Origin of the sequence: Nocardioides szechwanensis, from assembly GCF_900103935.1 — a bacterium.
GTDB classification, from domain to species: Bacteria; Actinomycetota; Actinomycetes; order Propionibacteriales; family Nocardioidaceae; genus Nocardioides; species Nocardioides szechwanensis.
This window is the reverse complement of the sequence record NZ_FNIC01000001.1, coordinates 154,004-173,704: the sequence shown is the minus strand read 5'-3', so window position 1 is coordinate 173,704 and position 19,701 is coordinate 154,004. Positions and strand designations below refer to the sequence as shown.

Sequence of the window (19,701 nt, the reverse complement as noted above, 5' to 3'; positions counted from 1 at the left end):
TCTGAGAGTGGATAGTTTCAGAGGCAGGCACCGCAAACAAGGGAAACCGTTGGCACGAAACACGATCGCAACGAATTCCTGCGTACTTCTTGGCCCCTGGCGACGCGACTGCAAGGATCGGCGCCATGACGCGCAAGCAGGAGCGGACCGGCGTGGCCCTCGACGAGGTCTCCAAGGCGATCATCGAGCAGCTCCAGCAGGACGGCCGGCGCTCCTACGCCTCGATCGGCAAGGTGGTCGGGCTCTCCGAGGCCGCGGTGCGCCAGCGCGTGCAGCGCCTGGTCGAGAGCGGGGTCATGCAGGTCGTGGCCGTCACCGATCCCTTGCAGCTCGGCTTCGCGCGCCAGGCGATGATCGGCGTGACCGTCAGCGGGCCCCTGGAGGGCGTCGCCGACGCCCTGGCCGAGCTCGACGAGGTCGACTACGTCGTGATCACGGCCGGGCGCTACGACCTGCTGGTCGAGGTCGTCTGCGAGACCGACGAGCACCTGCTCGACCTGATCTCCAGCCGGATCCGCTCCCTCGAGGGCGTCGTGTCCACCGAGACCTTCATGTACCTCAAGCTCCGCAAGCAGACCTACTCCTGGGGCGTTCGCTGAGCTCTCGGTACGCCGGCTTGTCGCTGTGGCACGCGACCGCCGGTGAGTCCTGGGCTCCCCGGGCGCCGCTCGACGGTGACCGCGAGGTCGACGTCGCCATCGTGGGGGCCGGCTTCACCGGGCTCTGGACCGCCTTCTACCTCGCCGAGGCCGACCCGGCGCTGCGGATCGCGGTGCTCGAGAGCGAGGTCGCGGGCTTCGGTGCCTCCGGGCGCAACGGCGGCTGGTGCTCGGCGCTCTTCCCGGCCTCGCCCGCCACCCTCGCCGGGCTGGGCGGCCGCGCGGGCGCGCTGGCGCAGCACGCGGCGATGCGCGCGACCGTCGACGAGGTGGTGCGGGTCGCCGCCGCCGAGGGCATCGACGCGCACGTCGCCAAGGGCGGCACGATCACCCTGGCCCGCAGCGGGCCCCAGTGGGAGCGGGCACAGCAGGAGGTCGCGGCCGCGCGCACCTGGGGCCGCGACGAGACCGACGTACGGCTGATGGAGGGGGCGGAGGCCTCGGCCCGGGTCGGGGCGAGCGCGATCCTGGGGGCGACCTACACGCCCGACTGCGCGGTCATCCAGCCCGCCCGGCTCGTGCGCGGGCTGGCCCGCGCGGTCGAGGGCCGCGGCGTCGAGGTCTTCGAGGGCACGCGGGTCACCTCGATCGAGCCCGGGGCCGCGGTGACCGACCGGGGGACGGTACGGGCGCGGCACGTGCTGCGGGCGACCGAGGGCTTCACCGCCCTGCTCCCCGGGCGACGGCGGGCGGTGGCGCCGGTCTACTCGCTGATGATCGCGACCGAGCCGCTGACCGACGCCGTCTGGGACGAGATCGGGCTGCGCGAGCGCGAGACCTTCACCGACCACCGGCACCTGATCATCTACGGCCAGCGCACCGCCGACGGGCGGCTGGCGTTCGGCGGCCGTGGGGCGCCGTACCACCTGGGGTCGCGGATCAGGCCGGGCTACGACCGTGACCGGGGCGTGCACGCGCGGCTGCTCAAGACGCTGGTCGAGCTGTTCCCGGTGCTCGCCGGCACCCAGGTCACCCATGCGTGGGGCGGGCCACTCGGGATCCCGCGCGACTGGTGCGCCTCGGTCGGCGTCGACCCGGCCACCGGTCTCGGCTGGGCCGGCGGCTATGTCGGGGACGGGGTGGCGACGTCCAACCTCGCCGGGCGGACCCTGCGCGACCTGGTGCTCGGCCGCGACACCGAGCTGACCCGGCTGCCGTGGGTCGGGCACGCCTCGCGCGCGTGGGAGCCCGAGCCGCTGCGGTGGCTCGGCATCAACGCCGGGCTGCGCGCGATGACCGTCGCCGACGCGGAGGAGCGTCTGACCGGACGTCAGAGCGTGGTGGCAAGGGCCGTCGCGCCGCTGCTCGGCTGACTCCTGAGACGCCGCTCAGCCGAGGCCGTTGGCCGCGGTGCGGCCCGGGCGCGTCGTACCGCGCAGCCAGACGTCGAAGAACTCGTCCAGCGGAGTGCCGGCGACCTGCTCGGCGAGCGCCTCGAAGTCGGCCGTCGAGGCGTTGCCGCCGCGGTTGTCGGCGACCCAGCGGCGCATGAGGCGCCAGAACGGCTCCTCGCCGATCTTGTGGCGCAGAGCCTGGAACGTCATCGCCCCGCGTTCGTAGACCGCGGTGTCGAAGATCCGGCCGGGGCCGGGGTCGTCGAGCCGGAGCCGCCAGAACTGTGTGTCGTGGAAGCACTCGTCGTAGAGCGACTCCAGCCACTGCTGGCCGCTGGGGCCGCCGTGCGTCTCCGCGTGGCGGACCTCCATGAAGGTCGCCGCCCCCTCGTTGAGCCAGATGTCGCTCCAGTCCTGGACGGACACGGAGTTGCCGAACCACTGGTGGGCGAGCTCGTGGACGACGATCGTGCGGCCGCCGCCGGCCATGACGGGGTAGACCGGCCGGCCCTGGTTCTCCAGGGCGAAGCCGGGGTTGAGGCTGGTGGTGACGCCGCCGACCGAGCCGAACGGGTAGGTGCCGAGCTGGGACTCCAGCCACCGGGTCAGCCGCGCGGAGCGCCGCATGAGACGCAGGGACCGCTCGAAGTCGCCGACCGGCACCGACCGCGACACCGCCACCAGCCAGGGAAGACCCTGGTGGGTGCCGCGCTCGACCTGGAACGGGCCGGCCGCGAAGAACGCGAGGTAGGGCGCCATCGGCTGCTCGGAGCGCCACCGGGTCGTGGCCAGGCCGTCGTGGACCACCCGGCCGACGAGCTCGCCGTTGGAGACGACGCTCTTGCGCCGCGGCACGGTGATCGAGACGTCGATCACCGCCTTGTCGCGGGGATGGTCGTTGGAGGGGAACCACCAGGCCGCCATGTGCGGCTGGTTGACCGCGACCACCTCGTGGTCGCTGGCGACCCAGTTGGACTCACCGCGCCAACCGATCCGGCCGGGGCGACCGACGTACTCCACCACGACGTCGAAGGTCTGGCCGGTGGCGATCGGCGTCACGGGTGCGATCTGGAGCTCGTGCCGGTTGGGGCGCGACCACGGGGCCTCCGCGCCGTCGACGGAGACCGAGCGCACGGGGAGCAGCAGGTCCAGGTTGAACGCGGCCAACGGCTCGGTGGCGGTGACGGTCAGCCGGGTCCAGCCGCTCAGCCGCCGGCTGAGGAACTCGTAGCGGTCGTGGACCTCGTAGCGCTGGACGTCGATGCCGCCGTTGCCGTCGAGCGGGAAGTAGCCGTCGCCGATGCCGGAGCCGCCGACCGGCGCCGGCTCGTCCGCGAGCGAGGCCGAGGTCGGCCCCAGCCCGATAGACGTGACGAGCGCGAGGAGAAGGGGCAGGGCCACGGCGTACGCCGAGAGCCGCCGGCCACGCGCGCCCGACCCGTCAGGCTGCATGACCCGAACCTAGCGAAGCCGGGGACCCACCTGCTCCCTGACACACCGGTCCCGAGCCCTCCGAAACTTTCCTTAAATCAGTTGCCCGGGGGGACGACCGTGGATCACCCTGGTGCCAGCTGTCGGCGCTGTGCCGGTGCTCGTCGAGAGGAGCTGACATGTCCATGACTGTCCTTGGCCTGTCCGCAGACCACTCCCTCTCGAATCTCTGGAGCACCGACACCCATGTCTCTCCCGGACGACAGTCCCTTCACGTTTCCACCGATCGCTGAACCCACCCCCGACGAGCTCGACCCGTCCTTCGTCTTCGACTTCGCGACGTACGACGAGCTCGAGGACCCCGCCCAGCGCTGGTCCACCTGGCTCTCCGTCGAGCCGCTGTGCCGCGGCCCGGAACCCCGGCCCGACTGGCTGGTCACCTCCCAGGGCGCCGTGGACACCGACCTCGGCATCCTCAAGACCGGCAAGGAGGCCGACGTCTTCCTGCTGGAGCGCTGCGATCCGCTGGAGCCGGAACGCTCGGTCGTGATGGCGGCCAAGCGCTACCGGAGCAGCGAGCACCGCACGTTCCACCGCTCCGCGACCTACACGGAGGGCCGCAGCACCAAGCGGTCCCGCGACGAGCGCGCGCTCAAGCGCAAGTCGACGTGGGGCAAGCAGGTCGCCGCGGGCGAGTGGGCGGTCTCGGAGTGGAACGCGCTCAACCGGATGTGGCTGGCCGGGCTGCCGGTCCCCTACCCCGTCCAGATCGACGGCACCGAGATCCTGATGGAGTGGGTCACCGTCGACGGCGAGACCGCCCCGCGGCTGGCCCAGACCCGGCCGTCTCCCGCACTGCTGACGTCGTACTTCGAGCAGCTGCGGGACGCGATGGCGACGATGGTGCAGCAGGGCGTCGTGCACGGCGACCTGTCGGCGTACAACATCCTCGCCGCGGGCGAGCGGCTCGTGATCATCGATCTTCCTCAGGTCGTCGATCTCGTCGGCAACGCCGCGGGTCTGGACTTCCTGATGCGCGACTGCACCAACATCTGCGGCTGGTTCCGCCACAAGGGACTCGCCGTGGACGAGCAGGAGCTGTTCGGGGAGCTGATGGCACACGCGTTCTGACCGGCGGCCCCGGACAGTAGATTCGCCGGTGTGAAGCGCACCCGAGGCCGCGGCGTCCGCGTCGAGTCGTTGACCGATCTCGACCGGCGCCTGGCCGAGGGCGCGCGGCAGCTCTCCGGCTGGCGGCTGCACGCGCTGGACCTCACCGAGAGGTCCGGCGCGCTGCTCGCGCGCGACCTGTCGGGAGCGACGTTCCTCGGCTGCACGTTCGCACCCGGTGCGGCCGAGCAGGTCGAGGCCGCGGGCGCGCTGGTGCTGCCCGCGATCGGCCGGGTGCCGGTCGACGTCTACCGCGGCGAGCTCTACACGCCCGACGAGCTCTACGACGCCACGCCCTACGCCGCCAGTCTCGACGCCACCGCCTACGCCTGGTCGCAGGAGGACCCGGGCCAGGACGCCACCCTCGCCCGGGCCCTGCACGACCACGCCATCGACCACGCCCTGCTCGCGTGGACCAGCGGACGCCGACTGGTCGGGGTCATGGGCGGGCACGCGCTGGTGCGGGGCGAGCCGACGTACGCCGAGGCGGTGCGGCTCGGTGCCGGGCTCGGCCGGGACCTGGTGGTGGCGACCGGCGGCGGCCCGGGCGCGATGGAGGCCGGCAACCTGGGGGCGCGCCTCGCGCAGCACCCGGCCGAGGCGCTGGACGAGGCGGTGTCGCTGCTGGCTGCCGCGCCGTCGTACCACCCCTCGGTCGACGCCTGGGTCACGAGCGCCCGCGCGGTGCTCGACCGGTTCGGCGCGGGCTGCGAGAGCCTCAGCATCCCGACCTGGCACTACGGCCACGAGCCGGCCAACCTGTTCGCCACCGCGATCGCGAAGTACTTCCGCAACTCGACCCGTGAGGCGATCCTGCTCGAGGTCTGCGACGCCGGCATCGTCTTCCTGCCCGGCGCCGGCGGCACGGTGCAGGAGATCTTCCAGGACGGCTGCGAGAACTACTACGCCGACGAGTCCTCGGTCGCCCCGATGGTCCTGGTCGGCCGCGAGCACTGGACCGAGACCGTCCCCGCCTGGCCGCTGCTCAAGCGGCTCGCCCGCGGCCGCGCCATGGAAGACCACGTGCACCTCGTCGACACCGTGGACGAGGCGGTCGCCGTGGTAACAGGTTGACCCGTCACAAACTGACGCAAATTCGTGTTGACCCGCCCGAAAGTTTCGGACGGGTCAATGGGAGATCCTGCGAGTTTGTGACGGGTCAACCGACGAGGCGCTGGGGGGTACGGCGGGTGGCGACGACATCGCGGTAGTGGTCGACGAGTGCGGTGTTGACCGAGCCCCAGGTGCGGTCGCCGATGCTGCGACGGGCGGCCAGGCCCATGACCCGGCGGCGCAGCTTGTCGGAGGCCAGGCGGTCGACGTACGCCGCGAGGTCGCGGCCGTCGCCGGGCTCGTAGAGGTAGCCCGCGACCCCGTCCCGGACGACGTCGACCGGTCCCCCGGCCCGCGGCGCCACGACGGGGACGCCGGAGGCGAGCGCCTCCTGCGCGGACTGGCAGTAGGTCTCGTGCCGGCCCGTGTGCACGAAGACGTCGAGGGACGCGTAGGCGCGGCTCAGGTCCTCGCCGTGCAGGACGCCGAGGAAGGCAGCACCGGGGAGCAGGGTGCGTAACCGCTGCTCCTCCGGGCCGCCGCCGACGACCACGAGCGCGTAGCGCGGGTCGTCCGCCAGGTGGGTCAGGAGGTGGAGCTCCTTCTCGGGCGCGAGCCGGCCGACGTAGCCCACGAGCAGCCGGCCGTCGGGGGCGAGCCGCTGACGCAGCTCCGGCGAGCGCCACACCGGGTGGAAGGTCTGGGCGTCGACGCCGCGCGGCCACAACGAGGTGCCCGGGATCCCGAGGTCGCGCAGCTGCGCGAGGCTCGCCGAGGAGGGCGCCAGGGTCAGGTCGACCCGGGTGTGGATCCGCCGGGTCAGCGCCGCCATCGCCCGCGCGCCACCCGGTACGTCGTACCGCTCGGCGAACCCGACCAGGTCGGTCTGGTAGATCGCCACCGTCGGGATCCCCAGGTGCTGGGCGGCCTTCGCCGCCTGGTAGCCGAGCGTCGCCGGCGAGGCGATGTGGACCACGTCGGGACGGAACCGCTCCATCACCGACCTCAGCCGACGACGCGTCTCGAGCCCGATCCGGAAGTCGGGGTAGAGCGGCAGGTTGGCGCCCCGGGCGTGGACCACTGGGAAGCCGGAGTAGGACTCCGGACCCGTGGGCGCCACGAGCACGGCGTGGTGACCCTCGGCCTCGAGGTGCTCGAGCACCCGCCGGACCGAGTTGGTGACGCCGTTGACCTGCGGCAGGAAGGACTCCGCGACCACGAGCACGCGGAGGGGTCGGTCGGTGAGGGCGGTCTGGGAGGGCAGCGCGAGCAGCTCGGCCATGGCTCTGACGCTAGGAGCGCCCCCGCAACAGCGGTCGAGCCCCGCGTGGCTGTCGCGTGAACGTCGCCCGTACGACGGTGGTGCGGCTCAGGCCTCCGTGGCGGCCAGCTGGCCGCAGGCGCCGTCGATCTCGCGACCACGCGTGTCGCGCACGGTGGTCGAGATGCCCTTGGCCTCGAGCCGGCGGACGAACTCGCGCTCGTCGGCCGGGTCGGACGCGGTCCACTTGGAGCCGGGCGTCGGGTTGAGCGGGATCAAGTTGACGTGGACCCAGCCCCAGTCGCCGTAGGAGTTGAGGACGTCGCCGAGCAGGTCGGCGCGATGGGCCTGGTCGTTGATGCCGCGCATCATGGCGTACTCGATGGAGACGCGGCGCTTGGTGACCCGGGCGTAGTTCCAGGCGGCCTCGACCGTCTCGGCCACGGAGTAGCGGGTGTTGATCGGGACCAGCTCGTTGCGCAGCTCGTCGTCGGGCGCGTGCAGGCTCAGCGCGAGCGTGACCGGGATGCCCTCCTCGGTCAGCTGGTTGATCCGCGGCACCAGGCCGACGGTCGAGACGGTGATGCCACGCGCGGACATGCCCAGGCCGTCGGGCGAGGGGTCGACGAGACGGCGTACGGCGCCGATCACGGCCTTGTAGTTGGCCAGCGGCTCACCCATGCCCATGAAGACCACGTTGGAGACGCGTCCGGGGCCACCGGGCACCTCGTCGCGGGCCAGCGCACGGGCGCCCGCCAGGACCTGCTCGACGATCTCGGCGGTGGACATGTTGCGCTGGAGGCCACCCTGGCCGGTCGCGCAGAACGGGCAGGCCATGCCGCAGCCGGCCTGGCTGGACACGCACATCGTGACCCGACCGGGGTAGCGCATCAGCACCGACTCGACGAGCGCACCGTCGAAGAGCCGCCACAGCGTCTTGCGGGTGGTGCCCTTGTCGGCCTCCATCGTGCGCAGCGGCGTCATCAGCGTCGGCAGCAGCGCCTCGACCAGCTCGGCGCGCTGGCCGGCCGGGAGGTCGGTCATCTGCTCCGGGTCGTCGACCAGGCGTGAGAAGTAGTGGGTCGAGAGCTGCTTGGCGCGGAAGCCCGGCAGTCCCTGCTCCTCCAGCAGCTCCTTGCGCTCGACGGCCGTGAGGTCGGCGAGGTGGCGCGGAGGCTTCTTGCGGCCGCGGGGCTCGTCGAAGACGAGCGGGAGGGTCTTGATCGGCTCGGACATAGGCGACCAGTGTCCCACCGCGCGAGGACCCGGCGAAAACGTCAGCCTTCGCGGCTCACCAGCACCCAGAGCACCAACGCGGCCACACCCACTACGACGAGCAGCGTGGTCACCATGCCGATCAGCAGGTAGCGCCCGAAGCGTCGCGTCCGCGGCGCCACCAGCAGCCCGATCGGCACGGCCAGCGTGAGCACCACGAACGGGAAGAGGTCCTCGGCGGTCTCGTAGTCGAAGAGCGCGCTCAGGATCGCAGCGAACGCCCCGGGGATCACGATCACGAACGCCAGCCCGGTGAAGAACCCGGTCAGGGCGGTGAACGTCGGGTGGTCGCGGTGCCACCAGTCGGGCGGTCGGGTCGTGGGCTCGTCGTCGATCCCGTTGTCGAGAGGGTGGTCGGTGGTCATACGGCGCCTTCCGACAGTCCGTTGATGATGAGCGCGCAGGCACCCGCGAGCGAGATGGTCGTCAGGCCGATGCCGATCAGCAGGCCGACGGCCCACATCCGCGTGTGGCGGAAGAACAACAGTGGCACGGGGCACGCGAGGGGGACGAGCACGACGAGCGCGAAGATGGTCTCGCCGGAGATGTCCGCCGAGCCGCTCGTGGCCAGGATCGCGAGCACCACACCCATCAGCACCCCGCGGATCACGAGCCCGATCCCGGCGCCGGTCGGCACCTGACCCCACACCGGCAGCCCACCGGGCGGTCGCGGGGGCGGCGGAGCGCCCCACTGGCCGGGCGGGCCCCACTGGCCCGGCGGCGGACCGCCGTACGGCGGAGGGGGGTGGTCGCTCACGCGTTCACTCTAGGTCCGGTGGAGCCGGGAGCCGGGGTCACCACACCCACCAGCCGAGCGCGATCCCGGCCGCGCCGACGGCGGCCACGGCGGCCAGGTAGACCAGCACGATCCGGGTGTCGCCCAGCTTGCAGCGCGACCGGAGCAGCCCGGCCCGGCGCGCCCGCCAGTAGCCGGCGAAGCCCACCGCGGCGAAGCCGACCACGGCGACCGGGCCCAGCAGCCACGCGATGAGCGCGACGGTGGCGAAGATGCACAGCCGCAGCGGGTCGTACGGCGCCTCGTCGCCCGGCCCGTCGCCGGCGGCCACGCGCTGCGGCTCCACCATGCGGGGGTCGTGGCTCACGGCCGGCCGCCGGTCGCGGTCGAGATGCGGGTCCGGCTCAGCGGCGCCCACGCCTGGACGGCACAGAAGGGCGCGCACTGGTGGGCGGCGGTCTCCTCGTGGACCGTGGCGACGTGCACGCAGCACTGGGTGAGCCGCTCCTCGATCATCGTGTCCATGTCCATGAACGGCTTGACCGTCACCCGCAGCACCCGCTCCCCCAGCATCCGGCGCAGCCGCTGGTGCTGACCGGGCAGCTTGCTGGACGCGAGGGCGGTGAGGGTGCCGATGCCGAGGTCGCAGTTCTGGCAGATGTCGCGCCAGATCGTGCCCATCGAGGGGTGCGAGAGCGACGACTGCTCCGAGAGCAGGTCGAGCAGCGAGCCCTTCACGATCTGCCGCATGGCGTCGGGGATGGTGTCGTCGGCGATCCGGTTGGCGAGCAGGTCGGGCTCGAGGTCGAGCCACTGCTTGAGCCGGTCGTGCCCGATCAGCTTGGTGAGCGAGCTCCACGTGCCGGAGTCGTCGCGCATCAGGTAGCCCACCGAGCAGCAGTGCGGGTGCGAGCACGGCAGCGCCGTGAGGTCGCGCCAGGTGACCACGCCGTTGGTCTGCGCCTCCAGCCGCGACAGCACCCCGGTGTGGGTCAGCCGCTCGAGGGGGTCGATCGTGCCCGAGCGCCCGCTGCCGAAGACCGGCTGGATGGTGACGCCACCGACGTACGGCGTGTCGAGGGCGCGCTTGAGCACGAACCCGATCTCGTCGTCGTTGACCCCGAGCGCGGCCGTCATCGTCAGCGTCGTGAAGATGCCCGCGGCCGACAGCCGTTCGATCGCGCGGTCCTTGAAGCGCCGGATGTCGGCACCGCGGTGGTAGGTCGACGCCTCGGCCGACCCGCCGTCGTACTGGAGGTAGATCTCGACCCGCTCGCGGTGCTTGGTGAGCAGCGCCAGGAGGGCGTCATCCTGGGCGACGAGCAGGCCGTTGGTGTTGATCAGGATCCGTACGACGGGCCGGGCGGTGACGGCGTCGAGCAGCTCGGCGAGCTGCGGGTAGAGCGTCGGCTCGCCGCCCGAGAGCATGAGCACGTCGATCCGGCCGTTCTCGCGGGCCAGGCGCGCGTCGATCGAGGCGAGCACCTGCTCCAGCGAGGCGACCGACGCGAGCGCCGGCGATGACTCGGCGAAGCAGGTCGGGCACTTGAGGTTGCAGTGGTCGAGGAGGTCCTCGAGCAGGATGCAGGTGTGCTGGGTCTGCATCTCCGGCAGCCCGTCCTCGTAGGCCGAGGGCACCGGCTTGAAGTTGCCGCGCAGGTCGGGCTCGTGGACCTTGGTGGGCGCGGTCCACTCCTCGAGGTAGCGCAGGATCTCGGGCGACTCGTCGTACATCGTGCGGACCAGGCCGTGGTCGGGGCAGCCGCGCTCGAGCCAGATCCGGTCGCCGCGCTCCACCAGCCAGCCCGACAGGCGGCGCACGTCGGCGAGCGCCCGGTCGGGCTTCTCCTCGTGGCACAGCGGACAGAACGCGTTGACGTAGCGGTGGATCCGGTCGCCGCGCAGCGGCATCCCGGCTCCCCTGGTCACCTGCGTGACCTGGGCTTCGGGGGGCGTGGTCATGCGGGGACCCGCTCTCGGTCGGCGGGGGCGAGCGCGTCACGGTAGGCACCACGGCATACCTGGTAGGCGATCCGGGCGAGCACCAGCGGGACGGTCGCGAGCAGGAACAGCTGCGGCCGGGTCAGGCCCTCCCAGGCGACCTCGTTGCCGCGGACGAACTCCACCAGGAAGCGGAACACGCCGTACGACGCGACGTACCAGACGAACGACTCCCCCGGCGGCAGCGAACGGTGGCGCAGCCAGAACCACAGGACGGCGAACGCGACCAGGTGGAAGACGATCTCGTAGACGAACGACGGGTGCAGGCCGACCCCGGCGGGGGCGCCGGTGCGTTCGGCGGCGGCCGCGTCGATGGTGATCCCCCAGCCGCCGGCGGTGGGGGTGCCGGGGGTCTCGGTGAGCAGGCAGCCGACCCGGCCGATCACCATGCCCAGCGCGACCGCGGGTGCGAAGAGGTCGCCGGTGCGGGTGCGGTAGCCGGTGAGGCGTTTGGCCACGTGGACCCCCAGCCACGCGCCGACGAGGCCACCGAGGATGGAGCGGTTGCCGTAGAGCCACTGCTCGGCGAGCGAGGCGTTGTCGCGCAGGTCGACATGCTGGAGCCAGGTGCCCATCCGCATGAAGATCGCGCCGCCGAGGACCGCACCGAGGATCACGAACGCGAGGCGCTCGTCGGTCTGGCCGCGTCGGCGCGCCTCGACGGCGAAGACGGCACCGGCGGCGAGGACACCGAGCAGCACGAAGAGCTCGTGGGTCGGGACGGGCCCGAGGGTGGGGTACATCCTCAGAACGTCCCCGGCACGAACAACGAGGCACACACGCCGGCACCGGCGATGAAGCCGATCGAGATGCCCATCAGGAACCCGGCTCCGAGCTGCCGGGTCCGCGGGACGACCAGGAACACGATGCCGAGCACGACCGGCAGGCCCGCGAGCGCGACCGCCGCGATGGCAGCCGCGTTGTTGTCGTAGCCGTAGGAGGCGCCGAAGCCGACGAAGAGCGCCACGGTGATCCAGACCCAGCAGACGACCACACCCAGGACCAACCCACCGATGATCGGCCAGGCGCGAATCTGCTTGGGCTCCGGCAGGGGCTGCGTCATGCGCTCAGCATGGCACCCGGAGGGCGCCGAGACCGTCAGATCGGGACGACGAGGAGGTCCGGCATGGACAGCGCCGCCCACCGGTCCAGGTCGGGCGCACTGCCGGTGAGGTCGGCGACGGTCACCGTCCACGCGGTGCCGTGCCCGACCAGCACGACGTCCTCGCCGGAGTGCACGTCGAGGATCCGTCGTACGGCGGGCACGACGCGGTCGCGGCAGGAGCTCAGCGGCTCCCAGCCGGGGTGGGCCGACAGGTCGGGGTGGGCGAACCCCCGCCGTACGACGGCCTCGAAGTCGCTTATCCAGTCGGTGGAGAGCCGCTCGTGCTCGCGCAGGTCGTCGACGACGCCGACCTCGCCCTCGGTCAGGAGCTGGGCGGTGCCGATCGCCTTGGGCTCCGGGGAGCAGAACCACGTCGCGCGGCGCGGCAGTCGTTCCGACTCGCGCAGCGCCCAGACGTCGTCGAAGCCGGCGGGGTCGAGCTCCCACTCCGCGGCCGGACGGTCGCGGTCGACGAGCGGACGCCCGTGGCGGACCAGGAACAGGGTCACGCGAAGACGAGGTAGTGCAGCAGCAGCCAGATCGGGGCGATCGTCGCCAGCAACGAGTCGAGCCGGTCCATCAGGCCGCCGTGGCCGGGGATCACCTGGCTCATGTCCTTGATTCCGAGGTCGCGCTTCATGACCGACTCGCAGAGGTCTCCCAGGGTCGCCATCACGGCCACGATGACGCCGAGGCACGCGCCGACCCACCAGTCGCCGTCGAGAAGGTAGACCACGAGCACGATGCCGGCGCCGATGGTCGCGAGCAGAGATCCGGCGAAGCCCTCCCAGGACTTCTTCGGAGAGATCACCGGCGCCATCGGGTGCTTCCCGAACAGCACGCCGGCGACGTAGCCGCCGGTGTCGGAGCAGATCGTGACCAGGATGAAGGTGATGATGCCGGCGACGCCGTCGTCGTCCAGCCCGGCGCCGCCGAGGCCACCCTCAGCGAGCAGCAGGGCGACGAACGAGCCGAGGAACGGCACGTAGACCAGGGTGAACACCGAGGCGCTGGCGTTCTTGACGTAGCCGTCGATGCCGCGGCGCAGCAGCCACAGCATCGTGACCAGGGCGGTGACGGCGGTGGCGGTCACCAGCGCCGGCGCGCCGTACAGGTAGGCGACCACGACCATCACCGCGCCGCCGAGCATCAGCGGCTCCTCGGGGATGTCGATCCCCTTGGCCGACAGCCCACGGCGCAGCTCCCAGATCGCCACGACGACGGCGATCACGACGATCACCATGAAGGCGGGCTTCCAGAAGAACAGGGAAGCCGCGATCGCGGCGAGCAGGACGACGGCGGAGGCGATCGCCGCCGGCAGGTCCCGGCCCGCGCGACCGTGGTCCTTCTGCGGAGGAGCCGCCGGGGAGGTGTCTGTCATCGGAGGTGGAGCCCAGGAGGTCTCAGACCTCGATCAGCTCGGCCTCCTTGTTCTTGAGCATCTCGTCGATGGCGTCGGTGTGCTTCTTGGTCGTCGCGTCGAGCCGCTTCTCCGCGCCGGTGACGTCGTCCTTGCCGACGTCGCCGTCCTTCTCGAGCTTCTCGAGGTTCTGCTTGGCGGTGCGGCGCAGGTTGCGGATCGCGACCTTGCCGTCCTCGGCCTTGGCCTTGGCGATCTTGATGTACTCCTTGCGGCGCTCCTCGGTCAGCTCGGGGAACACGCAGCGCAGCATCTTGCCGTCGCTGGACGGGTTGACGCCGAGGTCGGAGTCGCGGATGGCCCGCTCGATGTTGCCGATCGCGCCGATGTCGTAGGGGGCGACCAGGATGATCCGCGCCTCGGGTGCGGTGAACGACGCCAGCTGCTGGAGCGGCGTCGGGGACCCGTAGTAGTCGACGACGATCTTGCTGAACATGCTGGGCTGCGCGCGACCTGCCCGGATGGCCGCGAACTCCTCGCGAGTGGCCTCGACCGACTTGTCCATCTTGCTGTCGGCCTCGTTGAGGATGTCGTTGATCACGGTGGTTCCTTTGCTCGTCGCGTCGCGCTCGTGGTCAGCCCGGGTGGACCAGGGTCCCGATCTTCTCACCCTGCACGGCGCGCAGGATGCTGCCCTCCTCGGCCATGCCGAACACGATCATCGGGAGCTTGTTCTCGCTGGCGAGCGTGAACGCCGTCTGGTCCATGATCTGGAGGCCCTGGAGGATCGCCTCGTCGTAGGTGATCTCGTCGATCTTGGTCGCCGTGGGGTCCAGCTTGGGATCGGCGGTGTACATGCCGTCGACGCCCGACTTGTCGTAGAGCACCACCTCGCAGCGGCTCTCGAGCGCGCGCTGGACCGCGACGGTGTCGGTGGAGAAGAAGGGCATGCCCATGCCGGCGCCGAAGATCACGACGCGGCCCTTCTCCATGTGCCGGATCGCGCGGCGCGGGATGTAGGGCTCGGCGACCTGGCCCATCGTGATCGCCGTCTGGACCCGGGTGTCGATGCCCATCTTCTCGAGGAAGTCCTGGAGCGCCAGGCAGTTCATGACGATGCCGAGCATGCCCATGTAGTCGGCACGCACGCGGTCCATGCCGCGCTGCTGCAGCTCGGCGCCGCGGAAGAAGTTGCCGCCACCGGTGACGACGGCGATCTGGATGCCGGCGCGCTGGACGGCGGCGATCTCACGGGCGATGCCCTGGACGACGTCCGGGTCGACGCCGACCTTGCCGCCGCCGAAGACCTCGCCGGAGAGCTTGAGCAGGACACGCTTGTAGCCGGTCACACAGGTTCCCTTCGCATGAGTGAGGCCGGTCCGATGAGCTGACTTCCACTCATCGAACCGGCCTCCTTGTCGTGCATGGTCTGGTGCCCTGACCCTATCGCCGAACGTGCCTGGGTGCGTGCTGGGCAAGGCGGAGGAGGGAAGGCGAGGTTTGGGCGGAGCCCCCCGTCGACCGACGACAACGAGCCCAGTGCGTGCCCAGGTGCGTTCGGTTACGCGCCGACCTCGAAGCGAGCAAATCGCTTGAGGGTGGTGCCGGACTCGTCGAGGACGGTCTTGACGCTCTTCTTGCTCTCGGTGACCGAGGGCTGCTCGAGCAGGACGACGTCCTTGAAGAAGCCGTTGAGGCGACCCTCGGTGATCTTGGCGATCGCCTGCTCGGGCTTGCCCTCCTCGCGCGAGGTGGCCTCGGCGATCTCGCGCTCCTTGGCGACGACGTCGGCCGGGACCTCGTCACGGGTGAGGTACTGCGGGCGCATGGCAGCGACCTGCATCGCCGCGGCGCGGGCCGCGTCGGCGTCACCGTCGTACTCGACGAGCACGCCGACGGCCGGCGGCAGGTCGGCCGCACGCTTGTGCATGTAGACCACGGTCGGGCCCTCGAAGTAGGTCACGCGGCCGAGCTCGATCTTCTCGCCGATGGAGACGGCCAGGTCGTTGACGACCTCGCCCACGGTCTTGTCGCCGAGCTGGACGGCCTTGAGCGCCTCGGCGTCGGTGGCCTTGGCCGCGGCGGCGGCGTCGGCGATCTCCTGGGCGGCGGTGACGAACTGGTCACCCTTCGCCACGAAGTCGGTCTCGCAGTTGAGCTCGACCAGGGCACCACCGGAGGTGGCGACCAGACCGGCCGACGCCTCGCGCTCGGCGGCGCGCTCGGCCATCTTCTTGCCGCCCTTGATGCGGAGGATCTCGACGGCCTTGTCGAAGTCGCCGTCGGCCTCGGTCAGGGCCTTCTTGCAGTCCATCATGCCGGCGCCGGTGAGCTCACGGAGCTTCTTGACGTCAGCGGCGGAGATGTTCGCCATGGTGTTGTCTCCCTCAGAGAGTTCTGGCTCGGGAAAGAGTGCGGGGTGTGGTGCCGGCACCGTCAGGCGCCGTCGTGCTGAACGCCGTCACCGGCGCGGTGGCGCGTACGTCGTACGCGCCACCGCGGTCGGGACGATCAGGCCTTGGCCTCGTCGGCCGCGGGCTCCGCGGCGGGGGCCTCGGCAGCCGGCTCCTCGGCAGGAGTCTCGGTCGCCTCGGCAGCCGGCTCCTCGGTGACGGCCTCGGCGGGCGCCTCAGCAGCAGGCGTCTCGGCCGGGGTCTCGGCGGGAGCGTCGGTCGCCGCCTCGGCGACGTCAGCGGCAGCGGCGCCCTCGGTGGAGGCACCCGTCGCCTCGGACGCGGGGGCCTCGGCGTCGGCGGCGGTCGCCGTCTCGGCGGCCTTCGCGGCGTCACCCTCGAGGAGCTCGCGCTCCCAGTCGGCCAGCGGCTCGGCCGCGCCGGGAGCGGTGCTCTCGGTCTTGGCGCCGGAGCGGGCGATGAGGCCCTCAGCCACGGCGTCGGCGACCACGCGGGTCAGCAGCCCGACGGCGCGGATCGCGTCGTCGTTGCCCGGGATCGGGAAGTCGACCAGGTCGGGGTCGCAGTTGGAGTCCAGGATGCCGACGATCGGGATCTTCAGCTTGCGGGCCTCCTCGACGGCGAGGTGCTCCTTGTTGGTGTCGACGATCCACACCGCGGCGGGCGTGCGCGTCATCTCGCGGATGCCGCCGAGCGACTTGTTCAGCTTGTCGCGCTCGCGACGCATCTGCAGCAGCTCCTTCTTGGTGCGGCTGCTGCCGGCGACGTCGTCGAAGTCGACCTCGTCGAGCTCCTTGAGACGGTTGATCCGCTGGTGCACGGTCTGGAAGTTGGTGAGCATGCCGCCGAGCCAACGCTGGTTGACGTAGGGCATGCCGACGCGGGTCGCCTGCTCGGCGATCGCCTCCTGCGCCTGCTTCTTGGTGCCGACGAACATCACGGTGCCGCCGCGGGCGACGGTCTCCTTGATGAAGGCGTAGGAGCGGTCGATGTAGGCCAGCGACTGCTGGAGGTCGATGATGTAGATGCCGTTGCGCTCGGTCATGATGAAGCGCTTCATCTTGGGGTTCCAGCGACGGGTCTGGTGCCCGAAGTGGACGCCGCTCTCGAGGAGCTGGCGCATGGTGACAACTGCCATGGTGGGTGTTCTCCTGTGTGGAGCCAGCACCGTCACGTCCACCCTTGAAGCAGGGCGCACCGGCGGTGACTCCGGTCGTTTTCAGTTCGTCCACGATCGGCGGGTGCCGATCGTGCCTGACGCTCACGCGCGACCCGACCTGCTCCGCCATGAGGCTTCGCGGGACCGAGGGTCGTCGCCCACGGGCGTTCGGAGCCCAGGGGCCCCGTCGTGGTCGGCGAGCGTGCGAATTTCGGAGCGCAGCCGAAACCGCGATCCGATGAGCCCAGACTAGTCGAGCGCCCGCAGGCGCCGCCAATCGGCGTCCGGCGCCCGTCCCGGTCCATCTTCCCTCCACAGCCCGCACTCCGAGCGCCTTCTTCCTCAGGTACGCCCGGGCCGGTCGCGAGCGTCGCCGTACCCCGGCACCCTCGTGCCATGACCACCGCCGTCCCGACCCGGCTCCCCGGGCTCGTCACCGTCGTCCTGGGCGTCGTGCTGTCCCTCGTGGCCGGCGCGGCGTCCGGCGTGCCCGGGGACCCGGATCCGGTCGGCGAGTGGCCGCTGCGCCCGGTCCCGGAGGTGATGGCGCCGTTCGACCCACCCACCTCGCCCTACGGACCCGGCCACCGCGGGGTAGACCTCGCGGGGCGGACCGGCCAGACCGTCCACTCGGCCCTGCCCGGCACCGTCACCTACGCCGGCCAGCTCGCCGGCCGCGGGGTGGTCGTGGTGGGCCACGGCGCCACCCGCACCACCTACGAGCCCGTCACCGCCACCGTCTCGGTCGGCGACCGGGTGCCAGCCGGCACACCGCTGGGCTCGCTAGAGCTGAGCGGGTCCCACTGCTTCCCCCGCGCCTGCCTGCACTGGGGCTGGATCGATGGCGAGACCTACCTCGACCCGCTCCGTCTGGTCGGCGCCGGTCCGGTGCGACTGCTTCCGTTGTGGTCGGAGCCGCCGGCCCCGTCGTCGACGGCGCCCCGGGCCCGGCCACTGCCGTTCCTGCTCCCGCTCCCCTACGCCGGGTGGCTCCCGCTGTGGGAGGCACTGCACCGGGCTCTCCCCTTGATCAGGCCCGGGGGTGCGCCTGTTGGTAGGCACGGCGCAGGCGGTCGGTGGTGACGTGCGTGTAGAGCTGCGTGGTGGCCAGTGAGGCGTGACCGAGCAGCTCCTGGACCGAGCGCAGGTCCGCTCCGCCCTCGAGCAGGTGCGTGGCCGCGGTGTGCCGCAGCCCGTGCGGACCGATGTCGGGGGCGCCGGGCACCTCCGCGATGCGGCGGTGGACCAGGGTGCGGACCGCGCGCTGGTCGATGCGCTTGCCCCGGGTCCCGAGGAACAGCGCCGGGCCGGAGCCCTCGACCAGCAGGTGCGGTCGTCCCTGGCGCTGCCAGAAGTCGAGGGCCCGGGCGGCCGGACGGCCGAACGGCACCGAGCGCTCCTTGCGCCCCTTGCCGAAGACCCGGACGACGTTGCGGTCCCGGTCGACGTCGTCCACGTCGAGACCGACGAGCTCCCCGACCCGGATCCCGGTCGCGTACAGGAGCTCCAGCATCGCCACGTCGCGCAGCCCGACCGGGCTGCCGTCGTCCGCGAGCGTGGCCGCCGCGGCGATCAGGTCCCTCGCCTCGTCGGCGCGCAGCACGGGCGGCAGCGACTTGTGCGCCTTGGGCGAGCCGAGGGAGGCCCCCACGTCGACCGGCGCCCGGCCGGTGCGCACGAGCCAGGCGGTGAACACCCGGGCGGCGGTGGCGCGCCTGGCCAGGGTCGTCCGGGAGCGCCCCAGGGTCTGCTGCTTGGCCAGCCAGCTGCGCAGGGTGCGCAGGTCGAGGTCCGTCACGGCGGTGCCGCCCAGGCGCGAGGCGTGCTCGAGCAGGCCGGCGACGTCGGAGGTGTAGGCGCGCACGGTGTGGGCGGTGAGGTCACGCTCGGAGACGAGGTGCCGCTCGTACTCGCCCAGCACGCGTGCCATCGGCTCCGGGAGATCACGCTCGTCGGTGTCGTCCACCGCGTCGGCAGGAGTCTCGGGGCTCACCCTCGGAGTCTAGGAAGCCACGCCGCCGCGACACGTGAGCGCGCGCGGCGAGCCGCTGCCGGGCTCAGCCCGCGTCAGGCCGACGGAGTCAGGGCTGCCAGACGGGCGCCACCTCGCGGTGGTAGCGCCGCCCGAACATCCGGCCGAGGATGAACGTGACCGGCGGCGGGACCGTGGACCGCAGGAAGGTCCGGTGCTCGGTTTCCATACCGTCCTGGAGCCAGGCGAAGAACTCGCCGGCGACCGACGGCGAGGCCTTGCGGAGGTTCTTCTCCACCGCGTGCCACTCCGGGGTCTCCAGCAGCGGCAACAGCTTCGGCTCCAGGTCGTTCTCCTCGTGCGTGAGGTGCTGGTCGACCACCTCCCGGGCGTCGGCCACCGTCGTACGGGCGGCCACGGCGGTCTGGAGGTCGGGGGTCTCCACCAGCCGGTCGAGCGCATCGCTCACCGACGCCAGTGCCGCCGCCATCGCGTGGTGCTCGGACTCCATCGCCGTGAGCAAGGTGGCGTCGACGTCGAAGGACGCGAGCATCGGCCAGATCCAGGTGTCCTCGCCCTCATGGTGGCGCGTGAGCTCGGCACGCAGGTAGCGGTAGGCCCGCCGCAGTTCGGTCGCTCGGTCGTCGGCGTCGGCGTCGCCTGCCGGGAAGTCGACTAACGCCGCCTCCAGCCGGGCGAGGTCACGGCGTACGGCGGCGTGGATCACCCGGTTCATCGTCATGGTGACGGCCATCCAGTGACCTTAGGACG

At 71.6% G+C, this 19,701-nt stretch carries 22 protein-coding genes; 5 read left to right on the top strand and 17 right to left on the bottom strand.

Going from position 1 to position 19,701, the window contains the following annotated elements:
* Positions 1-125 precede the first annotated feature (125 nt).
* Together BLR90_RS00870 and BLR90_RS00865 are read left to right on the top strand one after the other, a co-directional pair.
* Complete coding sequence (locus BLR90_RS00870; RefSeq protein WP_091021712.1) at positions 126-599, top strand: Lrp/AsnC family transcriptional regulator; 474 nt, start codon at positions 126-128, stop codon at positions 597-599.
* 17 nt (positions 600-616) lie between these two features.
* Positions 617-1,972 carry an NAD(P)/FAD-dependent oxidoreductase gene (locus BLR90_RS00865; RefSeq protein ID WP_091021709.1) on the top strand — a complete coding sequence of 452 codons (1,356 nt, stop codon included), beginning with the start codon at positions 617-619 and terminating at the stop codon, positions 1,970-1,972.
* Between the two features lie 15 nt (positions 1,973-1,987).
* Here the strand turns inward: BLR90_RS00865 and BLR90_RS00860 are convergent, their stop codons facing one another.
* Positions 1,988-3,445: a M1 family metallopeptidase gene (locus tag BLR90_RS00860; RefSeq protein ID WP_091021708.1), complete on the bottom strand. Its 1,458-nt coding sequence runs from the start codon at positions 3,443-3,445 to the stop codon at positions 1,988-1,990.
* 225 nt (positions 3,446-3,670) lie between these two features.
* On the opposite strand from BLR90_RS00860, the gene BLR90_RS00855 reads away from it, so the two are divergent.
* Complete coding sequence (locus tag BLR90_RS00855; protein ID WP_091021706.1) at positions 3,671-4,555, top strand: serine protein kinase RIO; 885 nt, start codon at positions 3,671-3,673, stop codon at positions 4,553-4,555.
* 30 nt (positions 4,556-4,585) lie between these two features.
* Complete coding sequence (locus BLR90_RS00850) at positions 4,586-5,668, top strand: LOG family protein (RefSeq protein WP_091021704.1); 1,083 nt, start codon at positions 4,586-4,588, stop codon at positions 5,666-5,668.
* 85 nt (positions 5,669-5,753) lie between these two features.
* On the opposite strand, the gene BLR90_RS00845 is transcribed toward BLR90_RS00850, so the two are convergent.
* The 14 genes from BLR90_RS00845 to rpsB form a co-directional block, all read right to left on the bottom strand.
* Positions 5,754-6,929, bottom strand: a complete 1,176-nt coding sequence (locus tag BLR90_RS00845; protein WP_091021702.1) for a glycosyltransferase family 4 protein — start codon at positions 6,927-6,929, stop codon at positions 5,754-5,756.
* An 87-nt stretch (positions 6,930-7,016) separates the two neighbouring features.
* Positions 7,017-8,144: a dual-specificity RNA methyltransferase RlmN gene (gene rlmN / locus BLR90_RS00840; protein ID WP_091021700.1), complete on the bottom strand. Its 1,128-nt coding sequence runs from the start codon at positions 8,142-8,144 to the stop codon at positions 7,017-7,019.
* A gap of 41 nt (positions 8,145-8,185) precedes the next feature.
* Entirely contained in the window at positions 8,186-8,548 is a 363-nt protein-coding gene (locus BLR90_RS00835; protein WP_091021698.1) for a hypothetical protein, read from the bottom strand.
* Entirely contained in the window at positions 8,545-8,940 is a 396-nt protein-coding gene (locus BLR90_RS00830) for a hypothetical protein (protein WP_143016066.1), read from the bottom strand. The genes BLR90_RS00835 and BLR90_RS00830 overlap by 4 nt, the downstream gene beginning before the upstream one ends.
* 37 nt (positions 8,941-8,977) lie before the next feature.
* Positions 8,978-9,286, bottom strand: coding sequence for a hypothetical protein (locus BLR90_RS00825; protein ID WP_218029320.1), 309 nt, complete (start codon positions 9,284-9,286; stop codon positions 8,978-8,980).
* Positions 9,283-10,881 (bottom strand): radical SAM protein, encoded by a 1,599-nt coding sequence (locus BLR90_RS00820; protein WP_218029321.1) that lies wholly within the window; start codon positions 10,879-10,881, stop codon positions 9,283-9,285. Before BLR90_RS00820 ends, BLR90_RS00825 begins: the two co-directional genes overlap by 4 nt.
* The gene (locus BLR90_RS00815; RefSeq protein WP_091021692.1) at positions 10,878-11,663 is read right to left on the bottom strand and encodes a prolipoprotein diacylglyceryl transferase; all 786 of its coding nucleotides are present in this window, start codon (positions 11,661-11,663) and stop codon (positions 10,878-10,880) included. Before BLR90_RS00815 ends, BLR90_RS00820 begins: the two co-directional genes overlap by 4 nt.
* A gap of 2 nt (positions 11,664-11,665) precedes the next feature.
* Positions 11,666-11,983 (bottom strand): hypothetical protein, encoded by a 318-nt coding sequence (locus BLR90_RS00810; protein WP_091021690.1) that lies wholly within the window; start codon positions 11,981-11,983, stop codon positions 11,666-11,668.
* A 35-nt stretch (positions 11,984-12,018) separates the two neighbouring features.
* Positions 12,019-12,534 carry a histidine phosphatase family protein gene (locus BLR90_RS00805; RefSeq protein WP_170254225.1) on the bottom strand — a complete coding sequence of 172 codons (516 nt, stop codon included), beginning with the start codon at positions 12,532-12,534 and terminating at the stop codon, positions 12,019-12,021.
* A complete protein-coding gene (locus BLR90_RS00800; protein WP_091021686.1) occupies positions 12,531-13,406 on the bottom strand; it encodes a phosphatidate cytidylyltransferase in 876 nt (291 codons plus the stop codon). The genes BLR90_RS00805 and BLR90_RS00800 overlap by 4 nt, the downstream gene beginning before the upstream one ends.
* Positions 13,407-13,428: 22 nt before the next feature.
* Positions 13,429-13,983, bottom strand: a complete 555-nt coding sequence (frr, locus tag BLR90_RS00795) for a ribosome recycling factor (RefSeq protein WP_218029325.1) — start codon at positions 13,981-13,983, stop codon at positions 13,429-13,431.
* 37 nt (positions 13,984-14,020) lie between these two features.
* Entirely contained in the window at positions 14,021-14,734 is a 714-nt protein-coding gene (gene pyrH, locus BLR90_RS00790) for a UMP kinase (RefSeq protein ID WP_091021683.1), read from the bottom strand.
* A 212-nt stretch (positions 14,735-14,946) separates the two neighbouring features.
* Positions 14,947-15,759 (bottom strand): translation elongation factor Ts, encoded by an 813-nt coding sequence (gene tsf, locus BLR90_RS00785; RefSeq protein ID WP_091021681.1) that lies wholly within the window; start codon positions 15,757-15,759, stop codon positions 14,947-14,949.
* 137 nt (positions 15,760-15,896) lie between these two features.
* Positions 15,897-16,937 (bottom strand): 30S ribosomal protein S2, encoded by a 1,041-nt coding sequence (rpsB, locus tag BLR90_RS00780; protein ID WP_091021679.1) that lies wholly within the window; start codon positions 16,935-16,937, stop codon positions 15,897-15,899.
* Between the two features lie 417 nt (positions 16,938-17,354).
* Here rpsB and BLR90_RS00775 point away from each other — a divergent pair, with 417 nt between their 5' ends.
* Positions 17,355-18,041, top strand: coding sequence for a M23 family metallopeptidase (locus tag BLR90_RS00775; RefSeq protein ID WP_091021677.1), 687 nt, complete (start codon positions 17,355-17,357; stop codon positions 18,039-18,041).
* Here the strand turns inward: BLR90_RS00775 and BLR90_RS00770 are convergent.
* Positions 17,989-18,888, bottom strand: a complete 900-nt coding sequence (locus BLR90_RS00770) for a tyrosine recombinase XerC (protein WP_091023127.1) — start codon at positions 18,886-18,888, stop codon at positions 17,989-17,991. The two genes, BLR90_RS00775 and BLR90_RS00770, sit on opposite strands and share 53 nt — an antisense overlap.
* A 151-nt stretch (positions 18,889-19,039) precedes the next feature.
* The gene (locus BLR90_RS00765) at positions 19,040-19,684 is read right to left on the bottom strand and encodes a hemerythrin domain-containing protein (RefSeq protein WP_091021675.1); all 645 of its coding nucleotides are present in this window, start codon (positions 19,682-19,684) and stop codon (positions 19,040-19,042) included.
* Positions 19,685-19,701 lie beyond the last annotated feature (17 nt).

What these genes read in the sequence shown, in the direction of transcription:
- BLR90_RS00870 (WP_091021712.1), top strand. Translation starts at nt 126, where the DNA reads ATGACGCGCAAGCAGGAGCGGACCGGCGTGGCCCTCGACGAGGTCTCC.
- BLR90_RS00860 (WP_091021708.1), bottom strand. Translation starts at nt 3,445, where the DNA reads ATGCAGCCTGACGGGTCGGGCGCGCGTGGCCGGCGGCTCTCGGCGTAC.
- BLR90_RS00855 (WP_091021706.1), top strand. Translation starts at nt 3,671, where the DNA reads ATGTCTCTCCCGGACGACAGTCCCTTCACGTTTCCACCGATCGCTGAA.
- BLR90_RS00845 (WP_091021702.1), bottom strand. Translation starts at nt 6,929, where the DNA reads ATGGCCGAGCTGCTCGCGCTGCCCTCCCAGACCGCCCTCACCGACCGA.
- rlmN (WP_091021700.1), bottom strand. Translation starts at nt 8,144, where the DNA reads ATGTCCGAGCCGATCAAGACCCTCCCGCTCGTCTTCGACGAGCCCCGC.
- BLR90_RS00835 (WP_091021698.1), bottom strand. Translation starts at nt 8,548, where the DNA reads ATGACCACCGACCACCCTCTCGACAACGGGATCGACGACGAGCCCACG.
- BLR90_RS00820 (WP_218029321.1), bottom strand. Translation starts at nt 10,881, where the DNA reads ATGACCACGCCCCCCGAAGCCCAGGTCACGCAGGTGACCAGGGGAGCC.
- BLR90_RS00815 (WP_091021692.1), bottom strand. Translation starts at nt 11,663, where the DNA reads ATGTACCCCACCCTCGGGCCCGTCCCGACCCACGAGCTCTTCGTGCTG.
- BLR90_RS00810 (WP_091021690.1), bottom strand. Translation starts at nt 11,983, where the DNA reads ATGACGCAGCCCCTGCCGGAGCCCAAGCAGATTCGCGCCTGGCCGATC.
- BLR90_RS00800 (WP_091021686.1), bottom strand. Translation starts at nt 13,406, where the DNA reads ATGACAGACACCTCCCCGGCGGCTCCTCCGCAGAAGGACCACGGTCGC.
- tsf (WP_091021681.1), bottom strand. Translation starts at nt 15,759, where the DNA reads ATGGCGAACATCTCCGCCGCTGACGTCAAGAAGCTCCGTGAGCTCACC.
- rpsB (WP_091021679.1), bottom strand. Translation starts at nt 16,937, where the DNA reads ATGGCAGTTGTCACCATGCGCCAGCTCCTCGAGAGCGGCGTCCACTTC.
- BLR90_RS00775 (WP_091021677.1), top strand. Translation starts at nt 17,355, where the DNA reads ATGACCACCGCCGTCCCGACCCGGCTCCCCGGGCTCGTCACCGTCGTC.
- BLR90_RS00770 (WP_091023127.1), bottom strand. Translation starts at nt 18,888, where the DNA reads ATGGCACGCGTGCTGGGCGAGTACGAGCGGCACCTCGTCTCCGAGCGT.
- BLR90_RS00765 (WP_091021675.1), bottom strand. Translation starts at nt 19,684, where the DNA reads ATGGCCGTCACCATGACGATGAACCGGGTGATCCACGCCGCCGTACGC.